The 25,636-nt window shown below is 69.4% G+C and carries 26 protein-coding genes; 13 read left to right on the top strand and 13 right to left on the bottom strand.

The genetic code is table 11. The annotated features are described in order from the left end of the window. Positions 1 to 58: 58 nt before the first annotated feature. From ACZ4VA_RS19695 to ACZ4VA_RS19675, 5 genes are all read left to right on the top strand, one after another. The gene (locus ACZ4VA_RS19695; protein WP_355789993.1) at positions 59 to 874 is read left to right on the top strand and encodes an enoyl-CoA hydratase-related protein; all 816 of its coding nucleotides are present in this window, start codon (positions 59 to 61) and stop codon (positions 872 to 874) included. Between the two features lie 453 nt (positions 875 to 1,327). Next, on the top strand, positions 1,328 to 3,460 hold the full coding sequence (locus ACZ4VA_RS19690; protein ID WP_468082353.1) for a phosphotransferase family protein: 2,133 nt from the start codon (positions 1,328 to 1,330) through the stop codon (positions 3,458 to 3,460). Positions 3,461 to 3,553: 93 nt separating this feature from the next. Beyond that, positions 3,554 to 3,847, top strand: a complete 294-nt coding sequence (locus tag ACZ4VA_RS19685) for a hypothetical protein (protein ID WP_356170513.1) — start codon at positions 3,554 to 3,556, stop codon at positions 3,845 to 3,847. Positions 3,848 to 3,994: 147 nt separating this feature from the next. After that, on the top strand, positions 3,995 to 4,408 hold the full coding sequence (locus tag ACZ4VA_RS19680) for a MerR family transcriptional regulator (protein WP_356170516.1): 414 nt from the start codon (positions 3,995 to 3,997) through the stop codon (positions 4,406 to 4,408). Positions 4,409 to 4,413: 5 nt separating this feature from the next. Then, complete coding sequence (locus tag ACZ4VA_RS19675; RefSeq protein WP_356170519.1) at positions 4,414 to 5,481, top strand: SDR family oxidoreductase; 1,068 nt, start codon at positions 4,414 to 4,416, stop codon at positions 5,479 to 5,481. A gap of 207 nt (positions 5,482 to 5,688) precedes the next feature. On the opposite strand, the gene ACZ4VA_RS19670 is transcribed toward ACZ4VA_RS19675, so the two are convergent. Continuing rightward, positions 5,689 to 6,333 (bottom strand): CGNR zinc finger domain-containing protein, encoded by a 645-nt coding sequence (locus ACZ4VA_RS19670; protein WP_356170522.1) that lies wholly within the window; start codon positions 6,331 to 6,333, stop codon positions 5,689 to 5,691. Between the two features lie 130 nt (positions 6,334 to 6,463). Here ACZ4VA_RS19670 and ACZ4VA_RS19665 point away from each other — a divergent pair, with 130 nt between their 5' ends. Next, positions 6,464 to 7,225: an SDR family NAD(P)-dependent oxidoreductase gene (locus ACZ4VA_RS19665; RefSeq protein WP_468082252.1), complete on the top strand. Its 762-nt coding sequence runs from the start codon at positions 6,464 to 6,466 to the stop codon at positions 7,223 to 7,225. Here ACZ4VA_RS19665 and ACZ4VA_RS19660 read toward each other — a convergent pair. Next, the gene (locus ACZ4VA_RS19660; RefSeq protein ID WP_468082251.1) at positions 7,216 to 7,989 is read right to left on the bottom strand and encodes an SDR family NAD(P)-dependent oxidoreductase; all 774 of its coding nucleotides are present in this window, start codon (positions 7,987 to 7,989) and stop codon (positions 7,216 to 7,218) included. The two genes, ACZ4VA_RS19665 and ACZ4VA_RS19660, sit on opposite strands and share 10 nt — an antisense overlap. Here ACZ4VA_RS19660 and ACZ4VA_RS19655 point away from each other — a divergent pair. After that, entirely contained in the window at positions 7,886 to 8,860 is a 975-nt protein-coding gene (locus ACZ4VA_RS19655) for a helix-turn-helix transcriptional regulator (protein WP_468082250.1), read from the top strand. The genes ACZ4VA_RS19660 and ACZ4VA_RS19655 overlap by 104 nt on opposite strands. On the opposite strand, the gene ACZ4VA_RS19650 is transcribed toward ACZ4VA_RS19655, so the two are convergent. From ACZ4VA_RS19650 to ACZ4VA_RS19635, 4 genes are all read right to left on the bottom strand, one after another. Then, positions 8,778 to 9,314 (bottom strand): TetR/AcrR family transcriptional regulator, encoded by a 537-nt coding sequence (locus ACZ4VA_RS19650; protein WP_355781332.1) that lies wholly within the window; start codon positions 9,312 to 9,314, stop codon positions 8,778 to 8,780. The genes ACZ4VA_RS19655 and ACZ4VA_RS19650 overlap by 83 nt on opposite strands. A 222-nt stretch (positions 9,315 to 9,536) precedes the next feature. After that, entirely contained in the window at positions 9,537 to 11,141 is a 1,605-nt protein-coding gene (locus ACZ4VA_RS19645; protein WP_468082249.1) for a right-handed parallel beta-helix repeat-containing protein, read from the bottom strand. A 455-nt stretch (positions 11,142 to 11,596) separates the two neighbouring features. Then, positions 11,597 to 12,019, bottom strand: coding sequence for a hypothetical protein (locus tag ACZ4VA_RS19640; RefSeq protein WP_355789541.1), 423 nt, complete (start codon positions 12,017 to 12,019; stop codon positions 11,597 to 11,599). A 391-nt stretch (positions 12,020 to 12,410) separates the two neighbouring features. Further along, positions 12,411 to 13,370 carry an alpha/beta hydrolase family protein gene (locus ACZ4VA_RS19635; RefSeq protein ID WP_468082248.1) on the bottom strand — a complete coding sequence of 320 codons (960 nt, stop codon included), beginning with the start codon at positions 13,368 to 13,370 and terminating at the stop codon, positions 12,411 to 12,413. A 364-nt stretch (positions 13,371 to 13,734) separates the two neighbouring features. On the opposite strand from ACZ4VA_RS19635, the gene ACZ4VA_RS19630 reads away from it, so the two are divergent. Beyond that, the gene (locus ACZ4VA_RS19630; protein WP_468082247.1) at positions 13,735 to 14,457 is read left to right on the top strand and encodes an SDR family NAD(P)-dependent oxidoreductase; all 723 of its coding nucleotides are present in this window, start codon (positions 13,735 to 13,737) and stop codon (positions 14,455 to 14,457) included. A 209-nt stretch (positions 14,458 to 14,666) separates the two neighbouring features. On the opposite strand, the gene ACZ4VA_RS19625 is transcribed toward ACZ4VA_RS19630, so the two are convergent. Next, complete coding sequence (locus ACZ4VA_RS19625) at positions 14,667 to 15,380, bottom strand: TetR/AcrR family transcriptional regulator (protein ID WP_468082246.1); 714 nt, start codon at positions 15,378 to 15,380, stop codon at positions 14,667 to 14,669. Positions 15,381 to 15,511: 131 nt separating this feature from the next. On the opposite strand from ACZ4VA_RS19625, the gene ACZ4VA_RS19620 reads away from it, so the two are divergent. Continuing rightward, complete coding sequence (locus tag ACZ4VA_RS19620) at positions 15,512 to 16,735, top strand: saccharopine dehydrogenase family protein (RefSeq protein ID WP_356170546.1); 1,224 nt, start codon at positions 15,512 to 15,514, stop codon at positions 16,733 to 16,735. Positions 16,736 to 16,888: 153 nt separating this feature from the next. Here ACZ4VA_RS19620 and ACZ4VA_RS19615 read toward each other — a convergent pair whose 3' ends face one another. Further along, entirely contained in the window at positions 16,889 to 17,347 is a 459-nt protein-coding gene (locus ACZ4VA_RS19615) for a DUF4383 domain-containing protein (RefSeq protein ID WP_355793530.1), read from the bottom strand. A 575-nt stretch (positions 17,348 to 17,922) separates the two neighbouring features. Between ACZ4VA_RS19615 and ACZ4VA_RS19610 the strand changes: the two genes are divergently transcribed. Together ACZ4VA_RS19610 and ACZ4VA_RS19605 are read left to right on the top strand one after the other, a co-directional pair. Continuing rightward, the gene (locus tag ACZ4VA_RS19610) at positions 17,923 to 18,252 is read left to right on the top strand and encodes a WhiB family transcriptional regulator (RefSeq protein ID WP_355793528.1); all 330 of its coding nucleotides are present in this window, start codon (positions 17,923 to 17,925) and stop codon (positions 18,250 to 18,252) included. A 146-nt stretch (positions 18,253 to 18,398) separates the two neighbouring features. Continuing rightward, entirely contained in the window at positions 18,399 to 19,766 is a 1,368-nt protein-coding gene (locus tag ACZ4VA_RS19605; protein ID WP_468082245.1) for a HEAT repeat domain-containing protein, read from the top strand. Between the two features lie 162 nt (positions 19,767 to 19,928). On the opposite strand, the gene ACZ4VA_RS19600 is transcribed toward ACZ4VA_RS19605, so the two are convergent. The 4 genes from ACZ4VA_RS19600 to ACZ4VA_RS19585 are packed head-to-tail and all read right to left on the bottom strand — an operon-like array spanning position 19,929 to position 22,712. Next, entirely contained in the window at positions 19,929 to 20,552 is a 624-nt protein-coding gene (locus tag ACZ4VA_RS19600) for a hypothetical protein (protein WP_356175377.1), read from the bottom strand. Then, on the bottom strand, positions 20,552 to 21,307 hold the full coding sequence (locus ACZ4VA_RS19595) for a WhiB family transcriptional regulator (RefSeq protein ID WP_468082244.1): 756 nt from the start codon (positions 21,305 to 21,307) through the stop codon (positions 20,552 to 20,554). The genes ACZ4VA_RS19600 and ACZ4VA_RS19595 overlap by 1 nt, the downstream gene beginning before the upstream one ends. Next, positions 21,304 to 22,125 (bottom strand): BN159_2729 family protein, encoded by an 822-nt coding sequence (locus ACZ4VA_RS19590; protein WP_356175383.1) that lies wholly within the window; start codon positions 22,123 to 22,125, stop codon positions 21,304 to 21,306. The genes ACZ4VA_RS19595 and ACZ4VA_RS19590 overlap by 4 nt, the downstream gene beginning before the upstream one ends. Next, complete coding sequence (locus ACZ4VA_RS19585; RefSeq protein WP_389391426.1) at positions 22,122 to 22,712, bottom strand: sigma-70 family RNA polymerase sigma factor; 591 nt, start codon at positions 22,710 to 22,712, stop codon at positions 22,122 to 22,124. Before ACZ4VA_RS19585 ends, ACZ4VA_RS19590 begins: the two co-directional genes overlap by 4 nt. A gap of 360 nt (positions 22,713 to 23,072) precedes the next feature. On the opposite strand from ACZ4VA_RS19585, the gene ACZ4VA_RS19580 reads away from it, so the two are divergent. Together ACZ4VA_RS19580 and ACZ4VA_RS19575 are read left to right on the top strand one after the other, a co-directional pair. After that, positions 23,073 to 23,495: a helix-turn-helix domain-containing protein gene (locus ACZ4VA_RS19580; RefSeq protein WP_389391425.1), complete on the top strand. Its 423-nt coding sequence runs from the start codon at positions 23,073 to 23,075 to the stop codon at positions 23,493 to 23,495. A 193-nt stretch (positions 23,496 to 23,688) separates the two neighbouring features. Next, on the top strand, positions 23,689 to 23,934 hold the full coding sequence (locus ACZ4VA_RS19575) for a hypothetical protein (RefSeq protein WP_356175389.1): 246 nt from the start codon (positions 23,689 to 23,691) through the stop codon (positions 23,932 to 23,934). Between the two features lie 150 nt (positions 23,935 to 24,084). On the opposite strand, the gene ACZ4VA_RS19570 is transcribed toward ACZ4VA_RS19575, so the two are convergent. Beyond that, positions 24,085 to 25,317, bottom strand: a complete 1,233-nt coding sequence (locus tag ACZ4VA_RS19570; protein ID WP_356175391.1) for a PP2C family protein-serine/threonine phosphatase — start codon at positions 25,315 to 25,317, stop codon at positions 24,085 to 24,087. Positions 25,318 to 25,636 lie beyond the last annotated feature (319 nt).

Genomic DNA, 25,636 nt, shown 5'->3' with positions numbered 1-25,636 from the left:
CCCAGATTAGCGGTCCTAGCCTCGGTGCGTCCCATCCCAGGCGAAACGGAGCAGCGGTATGACCGTGAACATCGACCGGGACGGCCACGTCGTCACCGTCACCATCGACAGGGAACGCAAGCTCAACGCCCTCGACCACCCGACGATCGACGCGCTGCTCGGGAGTCTCGACCTCCTCGACGCCGACGACGCCGTGCGTGCGGTCGTCCTGACCGGCGCGGGGAGCCACGCGTTCAGTGCCGGCGCGGACATCCCCTCTCTGACGGCGAGCATCGCCGGCGGACCCGAGCGCGCACTCCGTGAGGTCGTCCGACGAGGGCACGCGCTGACCCGGCGTATCGAGGAATTCCCCAAGCCTGTGATCGTCGCCGTCAACGGGCTTGCCTACGGAGCGGGTTGTGAGATCACCGAGGCGGCTCCGCTGGCGATAGCCGCCGAACACGCCATGTTCGCCAAGCCCGAGATCTCCTTGGGATTCCCGCCGCCCTTCGGCGGTTCCCAGAGGCTGCCGCGGCACGTCGGCCGCAAGCGCGGCCTCGAGATGATCCTGACCGGCGACCCCATCACGGCCGGGCGGGCAGCGGAGATCGGGCTCGTCAACACCGTCGTCCCGGCCAGCGAACTCCTCGCTGCAGCACACCATTTGGCGGACCGGATCATCCGGCACGCGCCAACGGCCGTATCGGCCTGTCTGCGAGCGGTCACCCGCGGGATCAACCTCCCCATCGACGAAGGACTCGCGGTCGAGGCAGCGTGCTTCGCCGCGACTGTGCCCACCGAGGGAGTACGAACCGGGCTACGGCGGTTCCTCGACCGCGCAGCCGCGCGGCGATCCCCTGACGGCCGTGACACCCCGGCGCGAGAGCAGGAGTAGAGGCTTGCTCGACGGCCGGTGCAGGGTCGATGTAGCCATGACCCATGGCTGGCCGTGCGGTCGGTCGGCTGCTGGTGGCTGAGGGCACGGGTGTGAGGTGCCGTGCGGGTCGCCCCGTGCGTCATGGGGCTGTACCGGTTGCCCCCGGTCCGTGCAGGTCCGTAGGCGGTCGCACCCTCCTTCTCCCCTCACACTGCCCGAGCGTCCGCAGCGCCGGGGCCGCTGGTGCAGACGCCCGGGCGGGGGATTGCTTTCATACGTTCGGGTCACGGAAGGAACAACGGGCTGTGCGGCAGGTGAATGGGTCTTACCCTGGCGTCTCGGCATCGGTGTCGTGCGTGTCCGTGTGTTCGCGAGTTCATTTTTCGGGAGCGGCCTGTGGCCGAGTCGGCTGCGGCCGTTGAGCGGTCCGTGTTCAGGGACTTCGTAGAGCACGCCCTGAGCCACGGTGAGATGACGGGCGGCTTCCACAACCGCAACTTCCGGGTGCCACTGACGGAAGCGATGGCGCGTTGCGTCGGCAGTGAGCCTGGAGTGGCGGTGACGGTACGGCGCCGACTGCCCGACCCTTCCCCTGTGGTCGTCAGGACGTGGCAGGACGAGTCCGCGATCCTGGGCGCGCTGCAGGGGGTGTTGCCCCACGTGCCACGGTGTCTGGGCAAAATCGGTGACGTGGCCGTGCACAGCTTCGTGGAGGGCGTACCGCTCTCCAGCATCTGCAGGAACGGCAGGCCGGTGGAGCGGCGGTTGATCGACGCGCTGGCGGAGCTGCTGGTCCAGATGGTGCGGGTCCGCCGGGAGGCGTTGCCTGCGTTGCCGTCGGGCTGGCCCGACAACAAGGACAGCCGCGGATTTCTCCGTACTCTCGCACTGCGGACCGAACAGCAGGTGAGGAAGCCCAACTGGGCACAGTTCGGTGGGCTGTTCGCAGCCTTGGGTGTTCCCGAGGACGCGATGACCTCGTTCGCGCGGCGCGTTCCGCCGATGGCCCGTCGGCCGTTCAGCCTGCTCCACACCGACCTGCACCGTGACAACGTGATCTTCTCCCACCAGGGCGATCCGCTTCTAATCGGCGTGGACTGGGAGTTGGCCACCTACGGGGATCCGCTGCACGACCTGGCGACGCATCTGGTGCGCATGCAGTACCCGGACCACCAGTGGGAGGAGGTCAAGGACGCCTGGTACACGGCGATGCGAGGGGTCAGGCCGGCGGCGACCAACGGGGTGGAGAGCGACCTGCGCCATTACGTCGCGTTCGAGCGCGCGCAGTCCGTCTACCCCGACGTGATCCGGGCGGCGAAATCGTTGGGTACCGAACAAGGTCCAAGCGATCTGAAGGGCGCGGCGGTCGCGGTCCGGCGGGCACTGGAAGCCGCGTGCGCGCCCCTCAAGTTGGGCCGGGTGCCGGGCCTCAAGGAGATCCAGAGCGTCCTGCGCCGCTGGCACGCGGGTCAGCCCGGCCACCGCGTCCGATCCGGGCCGGCTGTGTCCGTGCAGTACGTACGGCCCGGCGAGCTCAGTGAGGAGAGCGTGGTCGAGGCCCTGGTCGCCGAAGGTGCGGCGCGTGCTCACCAGGTGTTCCGGGGCACCGGGCACCTGAACACCGTGGTGACGGTGAGCGGCGTCCAGAAGCCAATCGTCGTACGCCGCAGGCTTCCCTCGGCGGACAGCCGCAGGGAGCCGTGTTACTTCGACGAGCACCAGGTCCTCGATTCGATCGAGGCGCTGGGTGGCGTGGTGCGGGCCCCTCGGGTTCTCGCCCGCGGAGTCAGCGAGGTGTGTGAGCCGTTCGAGGTGCACTCCTACGCGGCGCCCTGCCCCGACGGCGTGAAGGTGCCCGAACCGCCGAGCCACCCGGTGAACGGTCTGCGCCTGAGCGAGGCGGACGACCTGGTCGACCAACTGTGCGCGCTGACCGCCATCGACGCCGCGGCGCTGGATGCCACCGTGGGCGACGGCACCTTCTACGCCTGGCTGAGCGACCGGCTGGTGGAACTCGTGGACGATCTCCCCAAGCGATCCCGGCAGTTGGCTCGCGTATTGGGGCTTCCCGACGCAGGGCGCCTGAAGTCCATTCTCTCCAGCCGGTCGGTCAGCCCGCGCAAGACCGTCTTGCTGCACGGTGATCTCAACCCGTGGAACCTCGTACGGGACGAGAGCGGGCGCGGCCTGGTCATCATCGACTGGGAGATGGCCATGGTCGGTGACCCCCTCTACGACCTGGTCCGGCACCTGCATCTCACCCCGCACAGCGCGGAGGTCAAGGGACGGATGTTCCGGCGCTGGGCGGGCAAGCTGGCACCGCAGTACACCCACCATTGGGAACAGGACGTTCGCACCTACCGGTGGATCGAGATCGTGCGGTCCGCGTACGTCGACCTCGACCGTCTGGTCACCGGCGAGGGAACCGACATGCCCAACGTGCGCCGGGCCGTGGACTCCTACGCCATGACGCTGTCCGCGGCGCAGGCGTCCCTTGGCCTGAGCAGCGCCCGCACGGTCAATTCACATCTCCACCTGGCGCTTCCCCTCGGCGAACACAAGCCGCGGGCAACTCCGGCGCGGGGGCCACGCGCTGGCCGCTGACATCGTGCTCTCGGGTTGAGACACCGCATCGTTTGAGTAGTGCGCCGACCCTGCGTTCCCGTCGGGTGATGTGTCGTCGGGTTGAATGGCCCCGTGGTCAGACGACGCAGGACGAAGAAGCGGCCGGCCTTCGGGATCCCTGGCGAGGTCATCCTGCTGAGAGGCCGGAACGACTGGCCCTACACGTTCGGCGCCGACGACGCGCGCGGCGGATGCGGCAAGGTGTCGATGGCTGCCGAGTCGGCACCCGAGGACGTGCGGGCAGCGGTCTCCACGCAGCTGGCAGACCTCATTCGCACTCTTCATGGCGTCGAGATCGACGTCGTGTGGTCGCCCCTGACGTCGGATTCATGGGTCGGGCGGATCACTCCCAGCGACGCGCCCTGAGTCTTGCGGCGCCCGCCGGCAGTCGGTGCTGTCGGTGGCGCATAAGTCGTGGACGGGTCAGCTTGACTTCAAGCGCTTGAAGTATCGGAGGCTGTTCACATGGCAGGAGCGACCAGAGAGCGAGCGGCGGATCTGACCATCCAAGAGATGGCGCGAAGGTCAGGGTTCAGCGAGCCCACGCTCCGCTACTACGAGAAGATCGGCCTGTTGGGAACGGTCGGCCGGGACGAGACCAGCGGTCACCGTCGGTACGGACCGGCGACCGTGGAGCGGGTCGAAGCACTGTCCTGCCTGCGTTCGGCAGGGATGGCGGTCGGCGGGATGCGCCGCTACCTGGACCTGCTCGCCGAGGGAGATGCGGCGGCGGCCGAGCAGCGCGATCTGTTCGCCTCACAGGCGGAGAAACTGGCCGCCGACATCGAGCGGCTGCAACTGCGCCTGACCTATCTGCGCCGCAAAGCGGATCTGTGGGACGCCCGTGTCCGGGGGGACGCCGACGCCGAGCGGCGCGCGATCGAGGACGTCATGCGCGTCATGGACCAATTCATGCAGAAGGACTGAACAAGTTGAGTACAGACAACCTCACCACCTCGCCGTCGGAACAAGGAACGGTGCTGGTCACGGGCGGCACAGGACTCGTGGGCAGCCACTCGATCGTGCGGCTGCTGAGCGAGGGCTACCGCGTCCGTGCGACGGTCCGGGAAGCCGGACAGGAGACAGCGGTACGGGCCGTGCTCCAGCAGGCCGGGGTCGACCCGGCGGGCCGACTGGAGTTCGCCGAGGCCGATCTCAGCGCCGATCAGGGCTGGGCGGAGGCCATGAAGGGGGTGGGGCACGTGCTCCACCACGCGTCGCCCTTCCCGTTCACCCCGCCCGAGTCGGAGGAAGAGGTCGTCCTCCCCGCCCGCGAAGGCGCGTTGCGCGTCCTTTCCGCGGCCCGCGAGGCCGGGATTCCCCGGGTGGTGATGACGTCCTCCTACGCCGCGGTCGGATACACCCTGAAGCCCGACGACCAGTACTCGGAGACCGACTGGACGGATCCGGACACCGAGGGTCTGCCCGCTTACCACAAGTCGAAGGTGCTGGCCGAGCGCGCCGCCTGGGACTACGTACAAGCGCACGGGGACATCGAGCTGGTGGTCGTCAATCCCACCGGCATCTTCGGACCACAGCTGGGCGACCGTCCATCGGCCTCCGTCGGCTTGGTCAAGCGCATGCTGACCGGGCAGATGCCGGTGGTGCCGATCATGTACTTCGGTGTCGTCGACGTGCGTGACGTCGTCGACCTCCACCTGCGCGCCATGCTGCACCCCAAGGCGGCCGGAGAGCGGTTCATCGCCGTGGGAGGGCCGGCGGTCAGCCTCTTCGACATGGCGCGGATCCTTCGCGAGCACCTCCCCTCGGCGGCCGCGCTGCTGCCCTCCGTGGAACTGACCGTCGAGCAGGTACGAGAGGCCGCGAAGACCGAACCGGCCCTTCGGGATGCCGCCGCTCTCCAGGGCAGGATCCCCGTCATCAGCAACGAGAAGGCCCGCTCGGTGCTGGGCTGGGAACCCCGGGACATCACCGAGACCATCATTGCGACCGCGGACAGTCAGCTGAGGCTGGGACTGACCCTGCCCGACGGCGGTTGATCCGCCTCCCGCGGAGACACGGCGGCGCGGAACTCCGCAGCCCGCGACGCCGCCGACGGCAGGCGCGCCGACGATGCCACCGCGGGCGACGAGCACGGCCCATAGCGGGCGCAGTGGTCCGTCGGCTCCAGCGCGGACACCGAGCACCCTTCAGCCGCTCGTACGAAACAGCCGTACTCGTACGAAAAAGCCGTTCGGAAACCGCTGTCAGGGAGAGACTTCGACGGCCTCACCGGTCTGCGGGGACGGGTGGGCCTCCGGCTCCGGGGAGTGTCGTCGGCGGGCGCGAGAAGCGCGCAGATTCAGGGCGTTGCCGCAGGTCTTCATGTCGTGCCAGACGCGGGTGCCGTTGCGCGACCGGTCGTAGAAAGCCGCCCCGCAGTCCGGGTTCCTGCACGTCTTGAGGCGACTAAGTGTGCCGGTGTGGGAGGCGAGCAGCGCCTCGATGTGGACCAGTGACGCGACGGCGGCGGCGCCGTCGCCTCTGGGCTCGTAGGTCAGGCGGCCGTCGCGGTATGCGATGGCGGCTTCCAGCGGGCGCGGCGCGTGTTCGTCGACGACATCGACGTCTTCGGTGAACCAGCGACGCACGAGGCCGCGGAGATCGCGGAGCGCGGCCGGGTCGTCGCCGCCGATCGTGATGTGAGGCGCGGTCCGGCCGGTCTGCTCCTGCCACGTCCGCAACGACGAGGCGAGCCAGTCCTGCGCCGAGGTCTCGTCGGACAGGAGGTCAGGGATCGAGGCCGCCGGCATGCTCGCGGAATTCAGCAAGTCCTGTACGACGCACAGCCCCCCGGGAGCCGCTTCCAACTTGAGGCGTCGGGTGCTCTGGGCGATCTCGTCACTGTTCACGCCTGTCAGCTTAGCCCACGTATGACGCCACCGTCGCGCCTTGGGTGCTGTCGCGCGACGTTGTCGTAAGCGTTACGGTGGTGTCATCATTCGGAGGTCATCCCGCACCGATCACCAAAAGGGGACAGCCATGGGCTCTTCACTCACCGGCACGACCGCGCTCGTCACCGGAGCGAGTGGCGGCATCGGCGCCGCCACCGCCCTGTCACTCGCCGCCCGGGGCGCAAATGTGGCGTTGGCCGCTCGGCGCAAGGGCCGTCTCGACGAACTCGTCGCGCGCATCGAGGCCGGCGGCGGCACCGCCCTCGCGATCCAGACCGACGTCACCGACCGGGCCCAGGCCACCGCCATGGTCGAGCAGACCGTCGCAGCCTTCGGCGGCCTGGACACTCTCGTCAACAACGCCGGAATCATGCTGCTCGGCCCCGCCGAGAGCGCCCCCGTCGAGGAGTGGGACCGGATGATCGCACTGAACGTGCGGGGCCTGCTGTACGCCACCCACGCCGCACTGCCACACCTGCTCGTCGCGGCTGAGGGCACCCGGGGAACCGCCGACATCGTGAACATCAGCTCCCTGGCCGGCCGCGTCCCCATAGCAGGCTCCGCCGTCTACAGCCTGACCAAGCACGGCGTCGGTGCCTTCACCGAAGCGCTGCGCCAAGAGGTGACCGGCCGCCACGTCCGCGTGTCCCTGATCGAACCCGGCCCCGTCGCCACCGAACTGTTCACGCACATCCGTCCGGAAATCCTGGAGGCCGGCAAGGACGCCTTCGCCGATGCCACCCTCCTGCATGCGGAAGACATCGCCGACGCCATCACCTACGTCGTGACGCGTCCCGCACGTGTCGTCATGAGCGAACTGCTCATCCGCCCCGACGGCAGTCAGTGGTAGATCCACTCATAACGGTTCGCTCCCCGCTCAGTGGATGGTGCGGGTGGCGCGTACTCCCAGAGGCGGTCCGCGGCGTGCGGGTCGAGGGCGTGGGGCGCGACGCCGCCGACGCGGTCCGCCTGGTCGGGCAGCACGGCCGCCGCCTCCTGGTTGTCCTCGAAGTAGCGCCCGGTGACGCCCTCCACCAGAGGAGAGGCGGCCAGCAGCACGGAGGTTGCGGCGCCCTGTGCGGCCGTCTTGTAGTCCGGCTGCTCGATGATGTTGCCGTCCTCGTCGATCGCCCCGAGAGCCCGCATCGTGGCGTCGTCGAGGTGACGTTGAAGGTTGGTGCTGATCCAGCCGGGGTTGAGCGCGTTGGCGGTGATGCCGTCGGTCGCCCACCGGCGGGCACCCACGGCGAACAGGACGTCGGCGGTCTTCGACTGCCCGTACGCCGCCCAGCGATCGTAGGGGCGTTGGACGAACTGCGGGTCGTCGAAGTCGAGCGGCGCGTTCCGGTGGGCGCCGGAACTCACGACGACGATACGAGCGTTGCCGGTCGCTCGCAGGTGGCCGTGCAGTCCGACGGCGAGGGCGAAGTGGCCGAGGTAGTTGGTGGCCAGCTGCAATTCCCAGCCCCCGGCGGTGACTTGCCGGTCCGGGATCGCCATGATGCCGGCATTGGCCACCAGGACGTCCAGCGGCCCTTGCCATGCACGCGCGAAGGCGGCCACGGACGAGAGGTCGGCCAGGTCGACCGCTTCGGCGGCGCCGGACGGTGTCAAATTCGACGCCGTGCGGCGCGGCACGTGTCTCCTGAACGTGGCGGGGCTCGACGAACCGATCTCTCTCGTCGCGGGAGACTGCTACCTGCTGACGCGCCCGCTGGAGTTCACGCTCGCCAGCCACGCGGACGTGCGTCCGGTGGCCGCGGGGCCGATCTTCGCCTCGGCCGACAACGGCGTCGCACGTACGGGAGAAGGTGACGACGTTCTGCTCATCGGGGGAGGCTTCTCATTCGGTGACCGAGCGCGCGCGTTGCTGCTGGACGCGCTTCCTCCCGTCAATCACGTCCCTGCCGGGTCGGGCGAGGCGGACACTCTGCAGTGGGCGCTGTCCCAGATCGACCAGGAACTTCGGCACCGGCCCATGGCTTCGACCCTCGTGGCCGAACATCTCGCCGTCGTCATGCTCATCCACGTGCTGCGCCTGCACCTCGCCCGGAACCTTCCCGCGGTGTCGGGGTGGCCGGCCGGTCTGGCGGACCCGGTGGTCGCCAGGGCGTTGACCTTGATGCACGGCTCTCCCGAACGCCCGTGGACGGTAGCCGAGTTGGCGAGCGAGAGCGCGGTCTCGCGTTCCACCCTCGCGGCACGGTTCAAGGCGGAAGTCGGCCAGGGGCCGCTCGACTACCTCACCGGATGGCGCATCGAACTGGCGTCGGCACGCCTGTGCGAGGGGACCGAGACGCTGGCCACGATCGCCCGCAGGGTCGGCTACGGCTCCGAGAGTGCTCTGAGTACCGCATTCAAAAGGGTGACGGGAATGTCACCCCGGACCTACCGCGATGGGGCTAGCGCAAGACTTTCAGGACAGCCTGGGACAGACGGTCTGCCGTCGTCCCGGGGTCGGCCTCGGGAAGAATCAGGTGGCTGATGGTCATCCGCACGGTTATGTCCGCCGCCACGGCGACGACATCTGTGTCCGTTTCGGGGAAGCGTTCACCGAACCACTCACGCAAGAGGCCCTGGGCCGCGTCGAAGATCGGGTCCGCACGTGCCGTCAGGTAGGGGAGCAGGCTGTCGGACCCCTCCCGAGCAGCTACCACGACGGCGTTGACGAGCGGGTTGGACTGGGCCTCGGTCAGGACGAAGTGGACAGCCGACCTGAGGGAGGCGCGAGTGTCCGTTTCCCCGGGGTACAGGGCCTGGGCGACTTGTGCCAGGAACTCCTGAGTCTCCCTGACCACCAGCGCTCGTCCCAGGCCGGCCCGATTGCCGAACTCCTTGTACACGGAAGGGCGGGACACTTCGGCTGCGCCGGCGACGGCCGACAGGCTCACCTGGTCCCAGCCGGAGCTGCACGTCAGGTCGCGTGCGGCGTCGAGCACGCGGCGCCTCATGTCTTTGCGCCAGGCGACGCGAGGCGGATCGGGTACCGCTGTCGTGGCGTCAGGGGAATCGGTCCTGTCCGTGTGAGCCGCCATGACGTAAGTCTGGCAGGGTACTTCGGCCGTGAGCGCACCGGCAGGGGTGCTTAGGGAGGTCCGCTACCCGGGCGGGAGGGGGGGCACGGGGTGCCCGGGTAGCGGGGCTCAGGGTCGTGCCAGGTGTCAGGCGCGCCTGCGCCGGATCAGGAGGATGAGCGCCCCACCCAACATCAGCGTCACCGCGGCGATGCCGAGCGGCAGCACCAGGCCGCCTCCGGTCTGAGCCAGTCCCTCACCGGCGGTGGCGGGTCGGGCGTCATTGCCCTCGCCGCCTGCGGACTCGTCCGAGCGGCGCGGCTCCTGGCCTTCGGAGGGCCCGCCGACCGGGGTGCTGGGCTGCGGCGAGGAGACGTCGTCCTGGGTCGCCGCCGCCGTAGGCGAGGTATCGGCCACCGCGTCACTCGCGTACGCCCCACGATCGGGGACGCCAGACCGGCGGGCTCCGGTGATGTCGGTGGTGACGGCGGGAACCGCCTTGCCCGAGGCGATGGCGGGGGAGCCCTCGCGGAGCCTGAAGTCGGCTCCGGCATCGGTTCCGGGCTTGACGAATCGAGGATCGGCGACGATGTCGTGCGGCCCCTTCACCTCGGGGGCCCGACCGCCGTAGTAGACGTTGTAGTCGTAGGTGACGTCGACGTTCTTGTACTTGGAGTTCGTCGCCTGGCCGGCACGGCCGTAGGCGACGTTGTTGAGGATTCTGACGTCCGTGCTGTTGTGCGCGTGGATGTTGGCGTAGCTGTCCATCCGGGTGCTGCGGCCGTTCTGGTAGGCCGTGTTGTTCAGGATGTCCACGTGCTGGCTCTTGTACGAGTGGATGCCCGAGCCGCCGTTGTCGTAGGACACGTTGTTGGCGACCAGTACCCGGCCCTGGTAGTCGGGACCGGTGGCTCCGGCCTTCGCCTTGTCCTTGAGGGTGTCGACGATGATGCCGTTACCGTCCGAGTAGCACTTGCAGTGCTCCCACTTCACCTTCGTCTCGTTGTCATGGACGACGTTGTCGGTGATGCGGATCTTGTAAGTACCGGAGTCGCCCCGGTCGACATCACGCGCGGCGAGGATCGAGATGCCGCTGGTGGCGAAGACGGTGTACCACGAGTTGGAGTAGACGTGGTTGCGGTCGATCGTCACGTAGTCGGCGTCGCCTGCGCTGATTCCGCCTCCCGCGCAGTCGTGGACTGTGTTGCCCGCGATCTCGATGTGGTGCGGGCGCGAGCCCGTCGATCTGTTCTTCTCCACCGAAACGCAGTTGGTGTTGTACTTGCCGTTCTTGGTGCTGGCGCCGCGTTCGGCTTCCGCGAGGGAGATGTTCGCGTTGTTTCCCTTGACCTCCAGTCCGCGGATGGCGATGTGTGAGGCACCGTTGACCCGGATGCCGTTCCAGGCGGTCACGGGATGGATGACCGGGTGGTGTCCGGGGTACGCCTGGAAGGTGATGGGCGCTCCGGAGCGGCCCGAACGGGAGATCACCAGGACGTCGGAGCCGCCCGGGCGCTGGGTGTAGGTGCCGTTCATGACGGAGACGGTGTCTCCGGGTGCCGTGTTGTCCGCGGCCTTCTGGAGGGTGCGGAAGGGCTTGGCCGGGGACGTTCCGGTGTTCCCGTCGGAGCCGCTCGGGCTTACGTAGTACGTCCGGGAGGCGGCTTGCGCCGCAGGAGACCCGGCCAGGCCGAGGGGTAGCGCCGATCCGGCGAGTAGTGCTGACACTGCGTATACGCCTGTGCGTTTCATTGCTGCCTTTTCTTCGAGGATGCTCCCACGGACGCATCCCGCCCACTCCGTCCCCGGTGGGGTCGACGAGGGCACGGTTCGTTCGCGCGAGACCTCACGAGTGATCAAGGGATTGGAAACACCGCGTCGCGCGCCCACGGCTTCAAGGAAGCGGCGCCGGCCGGGTGTTGCTCGGTCCGGCACGGGCGTGGCGATCCCTGATCTGCGCGCCCGCCGGGCGCAGCGTGCTCGGCGGAGCGAGGTTCATGCGATCGCCGGCGTCCGGCCAGGAGGCCGGTTACGGGCGACGGAGTCGGCAGCCGCATGTCCTCGACGGCTTTCGAATCCCGGTGTCACCCCCAAGTTCGCTTCGTGGGGGGCGAGTTGCGTGAGTGACGTTGGCAGAGTCCTGATTCGGATGCAACCCCGGACGAGTTGTCAACGTTTTGACAGACCGTCAGCTCACGGTGTGGATCTCACCGAAGGGCGCCGCTGCGCCTGCCCTCGTAGAGGAGCGCCTGCACGAGGGCGGACTTCGCTCCCGGCGCCACCAGCCAGAGTGGCGCCGAAAAGCGGTTCCTGAAAATCTCGATGCGGTGGGCGCCAATCAGGAGACCCACCACCGTCGTCTGCTGCACCCCGGTGACCTCGTTCCACGTCACGGAGTCGCGGACCCGCCCGAAACGGCCCGTGACCGCCACGCCTTCCGCGCACAGGTAGCACCTGTTCACACCGAGTCGGGCGGTCAGCAGTCGCCAAGCGAACTTCAGCGCGTACACCGCGGCCACCACCACCGTCGCAACGGCGGCATTGCCGTCCACCGCGGACGGGTTGACGATGGTGGTGACGATCAGGGCGATCCAGACACACAGCAGGAATCCCCGCAGCACCTGGAACATGGCGCCCATCGTCGGGTTGATGACCGCGTGGTCGCCGCGGATGTCACCGAGCCCCAATTCAGCCGCCCTGTCTCGCACTGACGCCCCCTCGATCAACCCCGGATACGCGGGCACGACATGCGCGCGACAGCTGGCATACCCGCATCATCGGAGCGCCGAACGGAGTTGTCGCGGCGGGTTGTCGGCGCTCTGGGAGGCCGGGCGGGCCAGGCCGTTGGCCCGCCTCCGCGCCTGTGGTCGAGATGCGCCGCGAGGAGGGTGGGAAGGCCGTTGCGGGAGGCCGGGAGCAGGAGACCCGGGGCCGGGTCCTGGATCGGGGCGGGATGGACCCGGCCTTGGCGTCCCGGAACGTCAACTCCTGTGCCCGAGAACCCTGTAGTACCCCATCCCACTACTTGGATTCGACTCGTCCTGCCGGGTCTGACCCGGTCGTCAGCTCCTGGCACGCGGCCTGCCAGGCATCGTCACCGGGCTCGAACAGGGTACGCAGGTAGGCCGAGGTGAGATGTGCCAGAGTGGCGACCCGCTCGGGGTTCTCGTCGGTGGTCTCGGCGGCGTCGTACCCGGAGACGCCGCCCAGCAGGTGCTCGGCGCCGAACAACGTGAGCAGGGTCTTGGGCGCCGGGGCGAGGCGGTAGGGGTCGGCATGCCACTCGGGGCCGATGTCGGTGAAGTGCCGGGAGTCGTCCTCGTCGCCGGCCACGACCAGGGCGGGTGTCGTCATGGTCGAGAAGTCGGTGCCGTCGAAGAACGGCACGTGCTCCGCCATCGGTCCCTTGAGGATGTCGCCGCCCCTTCCGGGCGCGGCGAGCAGTACTCCGGCCTTGATCCGGGGCTCGCGCTGGTCCACCTCGTCCCTGGTGTCGGGGTCGGTGGTCCGGGCACCCAGCAAGAGGGCGGCGGTGTGCCCGCCGAGCGAGTGCCCGGCGACAGCGATCTTCTCGTGGTCGACGCGCCCGGCCAACTGCGGCACGGCGGCCTCGATCTCGTCGAGCCGGTCGACGATGTGGCTCATGTCCTCGGCGCGTGAGCGCCAGAAGAACGGGGCTCCAGGAGTGTCGGTGAGGCGGTGGCTCAGGGTCCGGGAGCTGAGATGGGTGGGCTGGACGACGACGAACCCGGCTGCCGCCCAGAGGTTGGCGAGAGGGGCGTACCCGTTCAGCGACGACAGGTTGTTGGAACCGCCGTGGCCGTGGGAGAGAAGGATGACGGGCAAGCCGGTGCCGGTCGTGGGTGCGGAGACGCGGACCTGGAGGTCCACGGGTCGGCCGGGTACGGACAGGATCACCGGGCTGTATGACAGCACGGGGGCGGGCGAGTCGAAGGCGGAGGTGTGCGTGGTCGCGTTCATGGCGGGGTTCCCTTCACCGGGGTGCAGCGCTGTCGGCCCAGCTGGATCACGACAGGCGGATGGGCAAGCGCGTCCGCCTCGATCGACCCGACTCGGTCGACATGAAACGGAACATCGCTCCACTTACTATCCGGAACGACGTTCCGCTTTGTCAAGTGATGAAGAAGGAGGTCCGAAGGTGGAGAATGCTGACTCGGCGGTCGACGGGCGGGTGCGGTAGGCGGATGGCCGATTTCCGGCCGACGGTCGTGGGCCGAGGTACGGCACTCTCCGCTCTTCCAGCGGGCGAGCCGCTCGCACGGTCCTGACCGCGACACCACCGCTGGGCCGCTCGTCGCAGCCCATGCAGAAGAGAGGAAACGTGATGAGCCGGATCCTGGTGACCGGTTCCGCCGACGGTCTCGGCCTTGCGGCGGCCACGACACTTCTGGCGCAGGGGCACGACGTGGTCGTCCACGCCCGGAACGAGGAGCGCGCCGCGGACCTCGGGGGACTGATCGGCCGCGCCCGGATCGTTGTCGGCGACTTCACCGATCGCGATGCGGTACGGCGCATCGCCGCGGAGCTGAACGGCGCCGATCCGCTGGACGCGGTCATCCACAACGCCGGGGTGTGGAGCGGACGTCCGGTCATGCCCGTCAACGTCATCGCCCCCTACCTCCTCACGGCTCTGCTGGAGGGACCGCGCCGGCTGGTGTACCTGAGCAGCGGCTCGCACTTCAGCGGGCGGCCTGTGCTCGACGGAGTGGACTGGCTGGGGGCGAGCGCGGGCTCGTACGCCGACAGCAAGCTGTACGTCACGACGCTGGCCGCAGCGATGGCCCGCCTGCGGCCGGGCGTGCTGAGCAACGCGGTGGACCCGGGCTGGGTGCCGACGAAGATGGGTGGCCCGGGAGCTCCGGACGACCTGGAGCTCGGTCACCGGACGCAGGAATGGCTTGCCGTCAGCGACGACCCGCAGGCCCTGACGACCGGCGGGTACTGGTATCACCAAGAGCTGACGCAGCCTCACCACGCTGTCCACGACGAGGCGTTCCAGGACCGCCTCCTGCGGACGCTGGCCGAGGAGACGGGCACGGCTCTCTGAGCAGTGCGCAACCCATGAGCCGGGCTTCCCTGCTGCGCAAGTCGTTGTCGCGCTCGGACGGTGCCGCGGAGGCGTCCGGCATCAACTGGGTCCCCCTGGCACGGCGTTGACCTGAGTGTCTGCGCTCGCTTCGACGACGTACCGGCAGGGGCGAGGCGGTATCAGCGGTGACCGCCACGCGCGCCGAGAGGCACGCCGGGCGCGCCCGATCACTCGCCTGGCGGTACGGTCTCCAGTTCCGCGGCGATGCCGTCCAGCAGGGTCTCCAGGACCACCGGGTAGGCGCTGTGCGGCATACGGGCCGCGAGGAGGTCCGCGGTCGCGGCGATGTTCGGATGTGAGGCGGCCGGCAGGCGGGCGTAGATCGACCCCCACATGTGCTCATCGGTGCTGCGGGCCTCCGCGGGAAGCGCGAGCGATCCCGCGTCCAGCGCGGCGAAGGCCAGCGCCAGGTCGATGAACGCGTGGTAGAAGCGGACCGCGGAGGCATCCGGCAGGCCCGCGCCCCGCAGCAGACCGAGGATCGCCTCGTCCACCGCGATCTCGCGCGGGCGCCCGCTCACCCGGCTGGCGGTGAGGACCGCCGCCTGCGGGTGGGCGAGGTAGGAGGAGTGCAGGGCCCGGCCGAGGGAGCGCAGGTCGGCCCGCCAGTCACCGACCGCCGACCATCCGTCCAGGGCCCGGCCCATCAGTTCGTTGCCAATGGCTCTCGCAAGATCGTCCATCCCGGCGAAGTAGCGGTACAGGGTGCTCGGGTCCGCACCCAGCGCGGTGCCCAGCCGCCGGGCGGTCAGTCCGCCGTGCCCGTGCTCGCGCAGCAGACGCAGCGCGGTCTGCACGATCAGGGCCTCGGAGAGCACCGCGCCCTGCCGCGTGGGCCTGCGCCTGCGCCGCGCCTCCTCGGGCACCACCTTCTTCGGCATGTTCCGCCCTCTCCGTCACCCGGCCGTCACCGGCGTGGCCCTTACGCCAACACGGTTGACCTTACAACTCGGGGTGCTGTTGCATCGGGGCACCCCGGAGGCAGCAGCCTCCCGCACGAAAGGTCTCTGTCATGAGAGTGCTTCTGGTCGGCGCGGGCGGTGTCGGCGGAGCCGTCACCCGGATCGTGGCGCGCAGGGAGTTCCTGACCCACATGGTCGTGGCCGACTACGACCCCTCCCGCGCGCAGGCGGCGGTCGACGCGCTGCCGGAGGGGGAGAACCGGTTCAGCGCCCTGCGCCTGGACGCCTCCGACGAGACGGCTGTGCGGCACGCGCTGCGCGAGCACCGGTGCGACGTCCTTCTGAACGCCACCGACCCGCGCTTCGTGATGCCCCTGTTCCGGGCGGCTCTGGCCGAAGGCGCGCACTACATGGACATGGCGATGTCGCTGTCCGCTCCGCACGCCTCGCGGCCGTACGAGGAGTGCGGCGTGAAACTCGGCGACGCGCAGTTCGACCTGGCCGACCCCTGGGAGGCGTCGGGGCGTATCGCTCTGGTGGGCATGGGGGTCGAGCCCGGCCTGTCCGACGTCTTCGCCCGGTACGCGGCGGACGAACTGTTCGACGAGATCGAGGAGATCGGCGTCCGTGACGGTGCGAACCTGGCCGTCGAGGGGTACGAGTTCGCACCGTCCTTCAGCATCTGGACGACCATCGAGGAGTGTCTGAACCCGCCGGTGATCTACGAGAAGGAGCGCGGCTGGTTCACCACCGCGCCCTTCAGCGAGCCGGAGGTCTTCGAGTTCCCCGAGGGGATCGGGCCCGTCGAGTGCGTGAACGTGGAGCACGAGGAGGTGCTGCTCATCCCGCGCTGGGTGGACGCGCGCCGCGTCACCTTCAAGTACGGCCTCGGGGACGACTTCATCGCCCGGCTCAAGACCCTGCACGAGCTGGGCCTGGACTCGACCGACAAGGTCACCGTGCCCGGCGAGGACGGGCCGGTGCGCGTCTCGCCGCGTGACGTGGTCGCCGCGTGCCTGCCCGATCCCGCCACCCTCGGGGACCGGATGACGGGCAAGACCTGCGCCGGGACCTGGGTCACCGGCACGAAGGACGGCGAACGGCGCGAGGTGTACCTCTACCACGTCGTCGACAACCAGTGGTCCATGCGTGAGTACGGCTCTCAAGCCGTCGTCTGGCAGACGGCCGTCAACCCGGTCGTCGCCCTCGAACTGATCGCCACCGGCGCCTGGTCCGGCGCGGGCATTCTCGGCCCCGAAGCTCTGCCCCCGCGGCCGTTCCTCGACCTGCTCACCGACTACGGCTCGCCCTGGGGCATGCGCGACGAGGCGTGAGCCGAGGGTCCAGTGTGACGGCGACGCGTGCGGAGGTCCGCGACGTCAGTGAACGGCGGTGTGCCGGGCGGCTGTTGAAGCCGCCCGGCACACCGCCGTTCACGGGTACGGACGTCGGATGCCCGCTGCTCACCGGGCTTGACGTCCGGCTGGTCACCGACGGGTGCGGGTGGCGCCGGCGCCGCGGGTCAGGAAGAACCCGAGGGCGATCATGCCGATGCCCAGGAAGAAGTGCAGCCAGTTGTCGGCGGTGTTGACCGGGACGAAGTTGGCGTCACTGCTGTGGTCGATGAGCAGGCCGTACAGCCACAGCACGAGGTAGACGGCGCCGCCGACGACGAGGTAGTTGCGGGCGGTGCCGACGGAACGTGCGAGGGCCAGGCCGGCGATCCCGAAGAGCAGGTGGACCAGGTTGTGCAGGACCGATACCTGGAAGATGCCCAGTAGTTCGGCGCCGGAGTGGTGGGCGGCGAACTCCATGCTGTCGTAGTTCGTGGTGATGCCGGGGATGAAGCCCAGGACGCCGACGAGGAGGAAGACGGCGCCGACGAACTGCGCGGCCTTCTGTACCTGCGTGCGGGGGGAAGCCGTCGGATGTGCGTGCGTGGTCATGAGCCTGCCCTCTTCGTATCGCGCCGGGCCGTGGGTGGCCGCTGGATGCGCGTGACACGGCCAGTACCCCTATCGGCCCGAACAATGAACCCGCGGCGCCGGTGAAATCGGAGGCCCCTGGCCGCCGGGTGTCGCAGGGCGCGGTGGATGGCGCGTATTCACCCGCCGGGGGCGTCTCCGGCGCGGTGCGGAGGGCGGGGCATCGCCCGGGTTTTGGCCTGTTCTGACCGGACGGGACGTGACGGGGGATCGGCGGTGCCTGACACGGTGTCCGAAACGACCAGCCTCGGCGTCGCGCCATGGTGGAGAAACGCTTGACCGCGCCCAGAGACCCGCTGGAGCGAGGACAGTTCGAGGCCTGTCAGAGCTCGGTGCGGTGGGTTCAATTGCCCTGCGGGCACCGTGAAAGGAACGTCCCACCTGCGAAGTGTGCCCGACCGCGTTGTCAACGGGGCCGTCCCCCGTAAGAGTTGCAACTCCTGAGGAAGTCATGTTCTGCCAGAGCTGGGCATATGGTCTGCGCAGAGCCCTCCACGAGGCGGAGGGACAGGACTTGTACAGGGAGGCGGCGCCGAATGAGCAGGGTCGAGCGCGAGTGGGAAACACGGGCGAAGTGCCGCACCGCCGACCCCGATGAACTTTTCGTCGAAGGCGCGGCCCAGAACCGTGCGAAAGTCCTCTGCAGCGGATGTCTGGTCCGTACGGAATGCCTTGCTCACGCCCTCGACAACCGTATCGAGCACGGCGTTTGGGGCGGCATGACCGAGCGTGAACGCCGGAGCCTGCTGAGGCGGCGCCCGACGGTCACCTCATGGCGTCTGCTGCTGGAGACCGCCCGCACCGAGCAGGAGAGGGCGGCCCGGCCGCTTCCCGTTCACGCGGGCGAGGAGAAACGAACCGCCTGAACGACTTGCCTCGTGCCGGACACCGTCAACGCCTGTGCCGTCGAGCGCTGGGGGGCGGCCGACGTCCGCCTGACGCATCCGGAAAATGAAATTCACCGATCGGGTCATGCGCGTACCGTGGTCCTTCAGGACTCGATGGGGGGCATGTGACAGCAGCGCGTCGTGACGTGGACGCCCGGCTGGTGATGGCGGTGACCGCGAAGGACCTCAGCGCGGTGCAGGCCTGTCTCGCGGACGGGGCCGATCCGGACATCTTGGGCCCTGACGGCCTCCCGCTGCTCTGCGCCGCCGTGGCCGGGTTCGACCACGAGATCGCCGAAGCACTGGTGGAGGCCGGAGCCGATTCCGACCGCGAGCTGCCGGACGGCACCACACCGCTCCTACGGGCAGTCGACCACGGCTCCCCGGTGATGGTCGAGGCCGTTCTCGGCAAGGACCCCCGACTGCGCATCGCCGAGAGCACCCGTCAGCGCCTCCTCGACCTCGCACGGCACTGGTTCGAGACGGGGGCGACGGAGGAGCTGCGCCGCCGCACGGGCGCTACGGGGCAGGCCGTCCAGCGCGTGATCACGGACGACGGGCACACCTACGTGGAGGAGGTTTCGCTCGGCGGCCTCACCGTCAGGGCCGGCCACGCTGCCGTCCTCACCTCGCTGGAGCGGGCGTTCGGCGTCCAGCCGTCGGTGGCGGAGGTGGTGGCGCGGGCCGTCCCTCATCCGGACGAGACGCATGTCAACTGGTCCACCGCCGGCTACGTCCTGGCATACCGCCGCAGCCCGGAGGCCTGGTCCGCGTTGGCCGACCTGCGTCACCACCCCGACCCGGTCCACCGCCGGTTTCTCGCGAGTGTCCTGTGGAACCGGGACTACCTGGCCAACATTCACCAGCGGCAGGACACCGAGCAGGACGCCGATCTCCTGGCGGCTTGGGCTCTCGACGAGCCCGACGGCCACGTACTCGCGAGGGTCCTCGACGTCTACACGGGCAAGGACCACCCTGGGAAGGAAGCCGTCGGCCTCCGGTACGCCGGCCACGAGGAACCGCGGGTGCGTAGCGAGGTGCCGTATTGCCTGAACCTCCGTCAGGTCCTCGGAAATGAGCAGGTGTTGACCACCTTGCTCGCCCTCGCGGGGGATCGCGACCCAGGAGTGAGGACCGCGGTCGCGCAGTCCTTCGGGTCACCCCGTGATCTGGTCCCCGTGATCCGCGACAGGTTGCTCACCCTGCTCCGGGATCCCCACCCGGACGTCCGGGCTGCCGCAGCCGCGTCCCTCTCCACGTCCCACGACCGGGCGGCCCCGGTGACGGAAGCACTGGCCGCTCTGCTGGACGAGGAGGACCAGGCCCTCCGCCTGGAAGCCGCCTACGCCCTCGCCCTCCGCGACGACCCACGCACCGAGGAGGCATACGAACGGGTCGGCCCGCTCCGCCCAGATTTGAGAGACGACCACAGGGTGTCCGAGCACTGGCGCTACAGGTGGCGCAACCGGCCGGATGACGCGACCAGTCCATGAACGCATGTTGCCCACGTATATGACAGGAAGCTGTACCCCGCGACCGCCTGTGCGGTGAGTAAGCCCGGCCAGGCGCGTCCCCCTGCTGGGTGCTGGCAGGGGGACGCGGGGCCCGGTCGACGTGCCTCCCGAGCCTGCCGACCGGAGTCTGGGAGGGTGCGCTCAGTTGGGGCCGGGTTCTTCGTGTGGCCGGCCTTCGGCGGGACCGGGGATGCTGAGCAGCGAGGCCTCGAAGGTCAGCAGGTGGGTGTGCCTGCGGATGTGGGTGGCCTGGTCCCAGGGGGAGTGGGCGTCATCCGGTGAGGTGTCCGCGGTCGGCTCCGAGTAGGGGACGTGCGTGAACAGTGACAAGTCGGTGAGCGAGAGCTGCCAGGACAGTTGGCGTCCCCCGGCCACGAGCCACAACAGGTATGTGCCCTGGGCCTGGGACCGGGTGGCCGGAGTGATGACGGCGGTCGAGGGGTGCAGTGCCGCGAGCCAGGCCAGCAGATGGGTGCGCTCCTGCGAGACCAGGGTGAGTTCCTGTTCGTAGGAGTCGGCGTGCCGTCGCCAGCGGTCCCGCTCCTGGCGGCAGTTGTCCAGGTCCCGTGCGAGGCGGTGCCTGGGGTCGGTGCGGGGGCGGTCGGCGTCGGCGGGTCTGCGGCGGGTCCCGCGACCGCGCGGGGACAGGGCGAACAGGAGGGCGGCGGCCGTCCGGCCGAGGGGACGAGTGGTTCGGGGTCTGCTGGACCGCACGTTCTCGGGGGCGGGATCCGCGGCGAGGGAGAACCTCGGAAATGGTGGCATCAGCTACTCCTGTGAGGGTGAGCGGGGGATGGCTCCATGACGTCGGCGCCGGGCGGGCCGGCCCCGCCGTGGTCGCGCAGAGGAGTTTCGTCGGGGTTCGGGGCGGTGGACCCCGTCCGTCGGTACCGGCCGGCGCTACGGGCGTTGGCGGCGCGGCAGGCGTCGTCGACGGGTTCGCGTCGTCGCAGGTGCCGCTGGTAGGCCGCACGGGTCCCGCAGGGCAGGGGCCTCCTGGCCGTCGGGCGTACCTGGTCGCGAGCCGCCGAGGGGTCGGCGGAAGCAGGCGTTGACGGCTTGGGCAGCCGGGTCTGAGGCCGATCCGGTCGATGCGTTCGATCCGTTCGATCCGGGCGGTCCGGCCCATCCGGCCCATCCGGCCCATCCGGCCGATCCGGCCGATCCGACCGGTCCGGTCGGCCCGGGCGGTCCTCCAAGGCATAGCGCTGCGGTCCGGTCAGGCCCGCGACGACACCGCTGCGACGGCACCGCGGAAGTCCCTTCTCTCGCCGCAGGACCGCGTCCCGGCAGGCCTTGAGGACGGGACATGCCGCGCAGATGGCCATGGCGACCCGTTTGGTGGCGCGGGAGAAGAACAGGTCCGCGTCCTGGTGTCGGCAGGAGGCATTCGACTCCCAGGCCCGTGAGCCTTCGCCGGTTCCGGCGGTCGCTCCCGCTTCGGTTGCCCATGAGCCTGAGTCTGCTTCGGCGGTCGGTCCCGCGTCGGTGTCGGTCGGGCCGCACGGTCGGACGTTCACCGGGACCGGCCGGCCGGGCTCTCGGCCGGCGCCGACGGCGGGTCGGTGGGGACCGAAGCCGGTGTGTCGGAGTCGCTGCCTCCGTGTACCGCCGCCGGCATCCGCACCGGCGTGGAGGGGCGTACCGGCGACAGAGGCCCCAGATGCTCGGCCACGTTGGCGAGGGAGCATCGCTCCGGGCGCCCGTCGATGGACAGCAACGGCATGCCGTCGCGGTTGCGGCAACCGTGGAAGTACCAGACGTCCCCGTGGATGTCGCGCAGCGGGAGGGCCAGGTCGTACGTGGTCGAGCCGAGCCGGAACGGGCGGGCCGGCGATGAGGGCTTCGTGGGTGGGGGAGCCGGGGCGGGGCTGTGGGCCACCACTGTCACCGGGACGCCTTCGCGTTCCCCTTCCGCGGTCACCGCGTGCGCACGGGTCCGTTGGACGGTCGTGAAGCTGAAGTACGCCCGCCAGTGCGCCCATTGGGCGTTGTCGCTGACACGCAGCACGACCCGCACGCGGTCGCCGTCCACCCGGATCCCGTACGGGCCCGCGTGGTCCGCGAGGTGGCGCTCGATGGTGCGCGCCACCGCGCGGGCGCGCTCACAGGAGGCGTCCCAGGCGAGTGCCTGGCGTTCCAGGTCGGTGACCGGCTGCGGAACGCGAGTCCAGTGCCCCTCCGGCGTGCGGTGGAGCACCGTGCCGAAGGAACGCTCGGGATCGACCAGGAGCCGGGCCCGGTCCAAGGCGTGCGCGGCGACGGTCGCCTGTTCGGAGCGGACGGATTCCAGTACCGCGCGGATCACTCCCGCGGCGTGGGGAAGGTTGCCGTTCATGCGGACACCGCCTGCGTGACTTCGCGCAGATTGCGCAGCGCACGGTATGTCAGCGTCTTGACGGCACCGACGCTGCGGCCCATCGCGAGCGCGGTCTCCTGGGCGCTCATCTCGCTGAGGAAACGCAGCTCCAGGCAGTGCCGTTGATGGGCGCTGAGCGTGTGCAGGACGGAGTGGAGCGTTTCGTGGGCCTCGACCGCCTCCAGTTCGCGCAGTGCGAGGGACTCCGTGCCGGGGCCGGTGCAGTGCGTCTCGTGGAACTCGGCGACAGCCGTCTCCAACCGGGTGCGGCCGAGGGTGAGTTCGTCGAGGTACAGGTTCTTCGCGATCGTGGCCAGCCAGCCGGCGAATGCCGTGCCCTGCCAGGTGAAGGAGCCGATGCGACGCAGGGCGCGTGTGAACACCTCCTGGGTCAGGTCCTCCGCCAGGTGTTTGTTGTGGGTGCGGACGAGCAGGTAGCCGTACACCTGCCGGTAGTGCTGGTCGTACAGAGCGGCGAATGCCTCCCGGTCGCCCGTGCGGGCCCGGGCCAGCAGCTCGGGTTCCGGACTGTCCGGAGGGGTGGAGACGTTGTGCGGTACGGACACGATCGGTGCTCCCGTCGATGTCGTGCGGAGAAGCGAGGACCCCGCCCTCGCCATCTGCGATACGCATGTAGATGTAGATTCACGGGACAGCGCTCAACTGCCCACTCATCCGGCTAGTTTGTGCGTCCGCCGTCGAATCGGTCCACAGTCTTCGTGTAGATGCAGATAGTGTCAAGCCGTCCACGGAGCGTCAGGGGTAAAAGGGCTCCTGGCGCGAGCACTTGGGCGGGGCGTGACCGCGGGTGCACGGCGTGCGCGGCGGTCCGGCTACCCTTACCGCACTCCGGCGTACTCCCGAAGATGTCGCCCCTGATCTGCGATCTACTTGCGCTTGTAGATCCTGTGGCAGATCCTCTGTGCGTGACGAACCCGCAGCGCGCCTCACGGGACACCGAAGCCGACCATGACCGTCCACATCGGGACGAGGACCTGGCGGCTCTGCTCGAACGTCTTCTGGCGCAGGTCCCGGGGAGGACCCAGAAGGACCTGGCGTCCGCGGCCGGTATCTCCTATCCGACCCTGAACGCGTGGATGAACCGGACGCGCGGCACTTCCCGTATCGCCCCGGAGAAACTGCGGGCCATGGTCGACGTGTTCCGGGGGTGGGGCGTGCGGACGACGCCGAGGGAGTTCTTCGAGGCGGCCGGACGTCCGGTGCCCGGCCCCAGTGCGGACGAACGCGAGGCCCGACTGCTGATGCTCTACCGGCAATTGCCTGAGGCACGTCAGCGCGCGCTGCTCAGGGACGCCGAGATGATGCTCCAGGTCAGCCGCATCACCTGAGGCCCGCGGCACTCCAGGCGGCCCCCGCTGTCTCGAAAGGAGCCGACCTGGGGACGAGGGCGGCGCCTTTGCTGCGACGGACGAATATGACGAAGCGCCCCACATTCGCGAGTGTCATCGGTACCATCAGTCAGCCGCTGACCTCCCGGAGCGGATTGCATCGTGATGTTGTGCATCCCTGGGGAGATACGTCGTGTGCATTCACATTTTCATGGTGGACGATCTGCCGGCCATCGCACTGTGGGATCCCGACGAGGTGAGCATCCGTGTCGCCAGAGGAGCCCGAGTGGGCGATGCGCTCAAAGAAGTACGCGACATCCTGACGATCGACCTGGGAGCCCCTGCGTCCCGCGGTCCGGTGCTGCACTGCTTCTGCGGGATGCGCGTCGAGCTTCCACGCGAACTGACCTCGTGCGTGGTCGCGGCGGAAGCGGGCTGACACGCCGACAGTCCGGCCTGCACGGAACGTTCGTGAGGCCGTGGTGCAGTGCCAACGTCCGACCGTCCTCCCCGTCGCGGCCACCCCGAGCGTTAGGCGGCAGCCCGGTGGTTGCCGGGCGGCCCGCGACGTACCTGCGTGCGGCCGGGCTCACAGCCGGATGATCACCAGCGCCGTGTCGTCGTTGTTGCCCTCGGGTGGCAGAAGGTCGTCCAGGAGGGCGTCCGCCAGGACTTCGGGGTCCGATCGGCCGTGGCGGACGAGGGAGTCGGCAAGGCGGGCGAGACCGACGTCGATGTCCTCGAGGCGCCGCTCGATCAGGCCGTCGGTGTAGAGGACCAAGGTGGCGCCCTCTGTGAAGGAAGTACTGGCCTGCGGACGTGGCACGTGTTCCGGGCGCGCGCCCAGAGGGGGATCGGTCGCCTGGTCGAGGAAGGTCACCATGCCGTCGGAGTGGAGCAGGGCGGGCGGGGGATGCCCCGCGCTGCTGTACGTGATGGTGTGGGTGGCCCAGTCGATGTAGGTCTTCACCGCCGTGCTCGACTCCGCGCCCTCGACGTAACGGGCGTACAACCCCAGAGCCTCCAGCGCCCGAGCCGGACCGTCCGCGACCCGGGCGGCGGCGCTGAGCGCACTGCGCAGCTGCCCCATGACGCAGGCTGCGCGCAGGCCGTGCCCGACCACGTCGCCGACGGCGACCGCGATGCGGTCGCCGGGGAGGTCCACGAGGTCGTACCAGTCACCGCACACGTTCAAGGTGCCCACGGCGGGCCGGTAGCGCACGGCTGCGCGGTGGTGTCCGATCGGGGTGGGCGCGGGAAGCATGGCCGCCTGGAGGGCCAGGGCGACCTCTCGATCGCGGGCGTGGGCCCGGCGCAGGCGCTCGTTGACCTCCTGCAGTTCACGGGCGCGGGTGTAGAGCTCGGCCTCCAGTACGCGGGCGCGGCTGCTGTCGGTGCCCGTGCCGCCGCGGGCGCGGATGAGTTCGGTGACCTCCTCCACGCGGTGCACGATCAGCACCACGTTCCCGTCCGGGCCGAGCACGGGGGCGTTGACCGGGCTCCAGAAGTGCTCCACCCATCGGCCGGGGCGCTCGCGGTCCTCGATGTCGTAGCGCAGCAGCGCCATGGTGTCGCGCTCACCGGTGGCCACCACCCGGAGCATCGACGCCTGCGTCTCGCGCATGCCGGCGGCGGCCGGGTCATTGGGGTTCTCGGGGAAGACGTCGAAGATGTACCGGCCGACCAGCTGCTCGCGGGTACGCCCGGCCAGCCGGAGGAAGTCCTCATTGGCGTCGGCGTACACCAGGTCGGGAGTCAGCAGCGCCACCATGCCGGGGAGGGCGTGGAACACCGCCGCGTAGTCGATGCGCGGTTTGCTCATGTGCTGCCCGCCTCTGTGCTGATCGTCCCTGTGCTGCCTCACGATAGGAGCGAACGCGGGCGGAGCCGGGGCTCCGCCACGACTGTCACCTGAGCAGCCCCATGGCGAGGCACCCGTGTTCGCTCCCATGGTCCGGCGCGGGGCTGTCGCGTGTGGGGATCCAGGGTTCCGCCGTGGTCCTGCGAGCGCGCGGGACACCTCGTTCCCGAACTGATCCGCGGCCCGTAACGGACAGTACATTGAGTACCGGCATCTGCCCTGTTGTACTGTCGCGTGTGAGCTGACACGCTGCTCGGGGGCACCGGGGATGCTTTGACCT

The sequence above is a fragment of the Streptomyces sp. NPDC028308 genome, from assembly GCF_055565855.1.
This window is presented reverse-complemented; position numbering and strand designations above follow the sequence as displayed.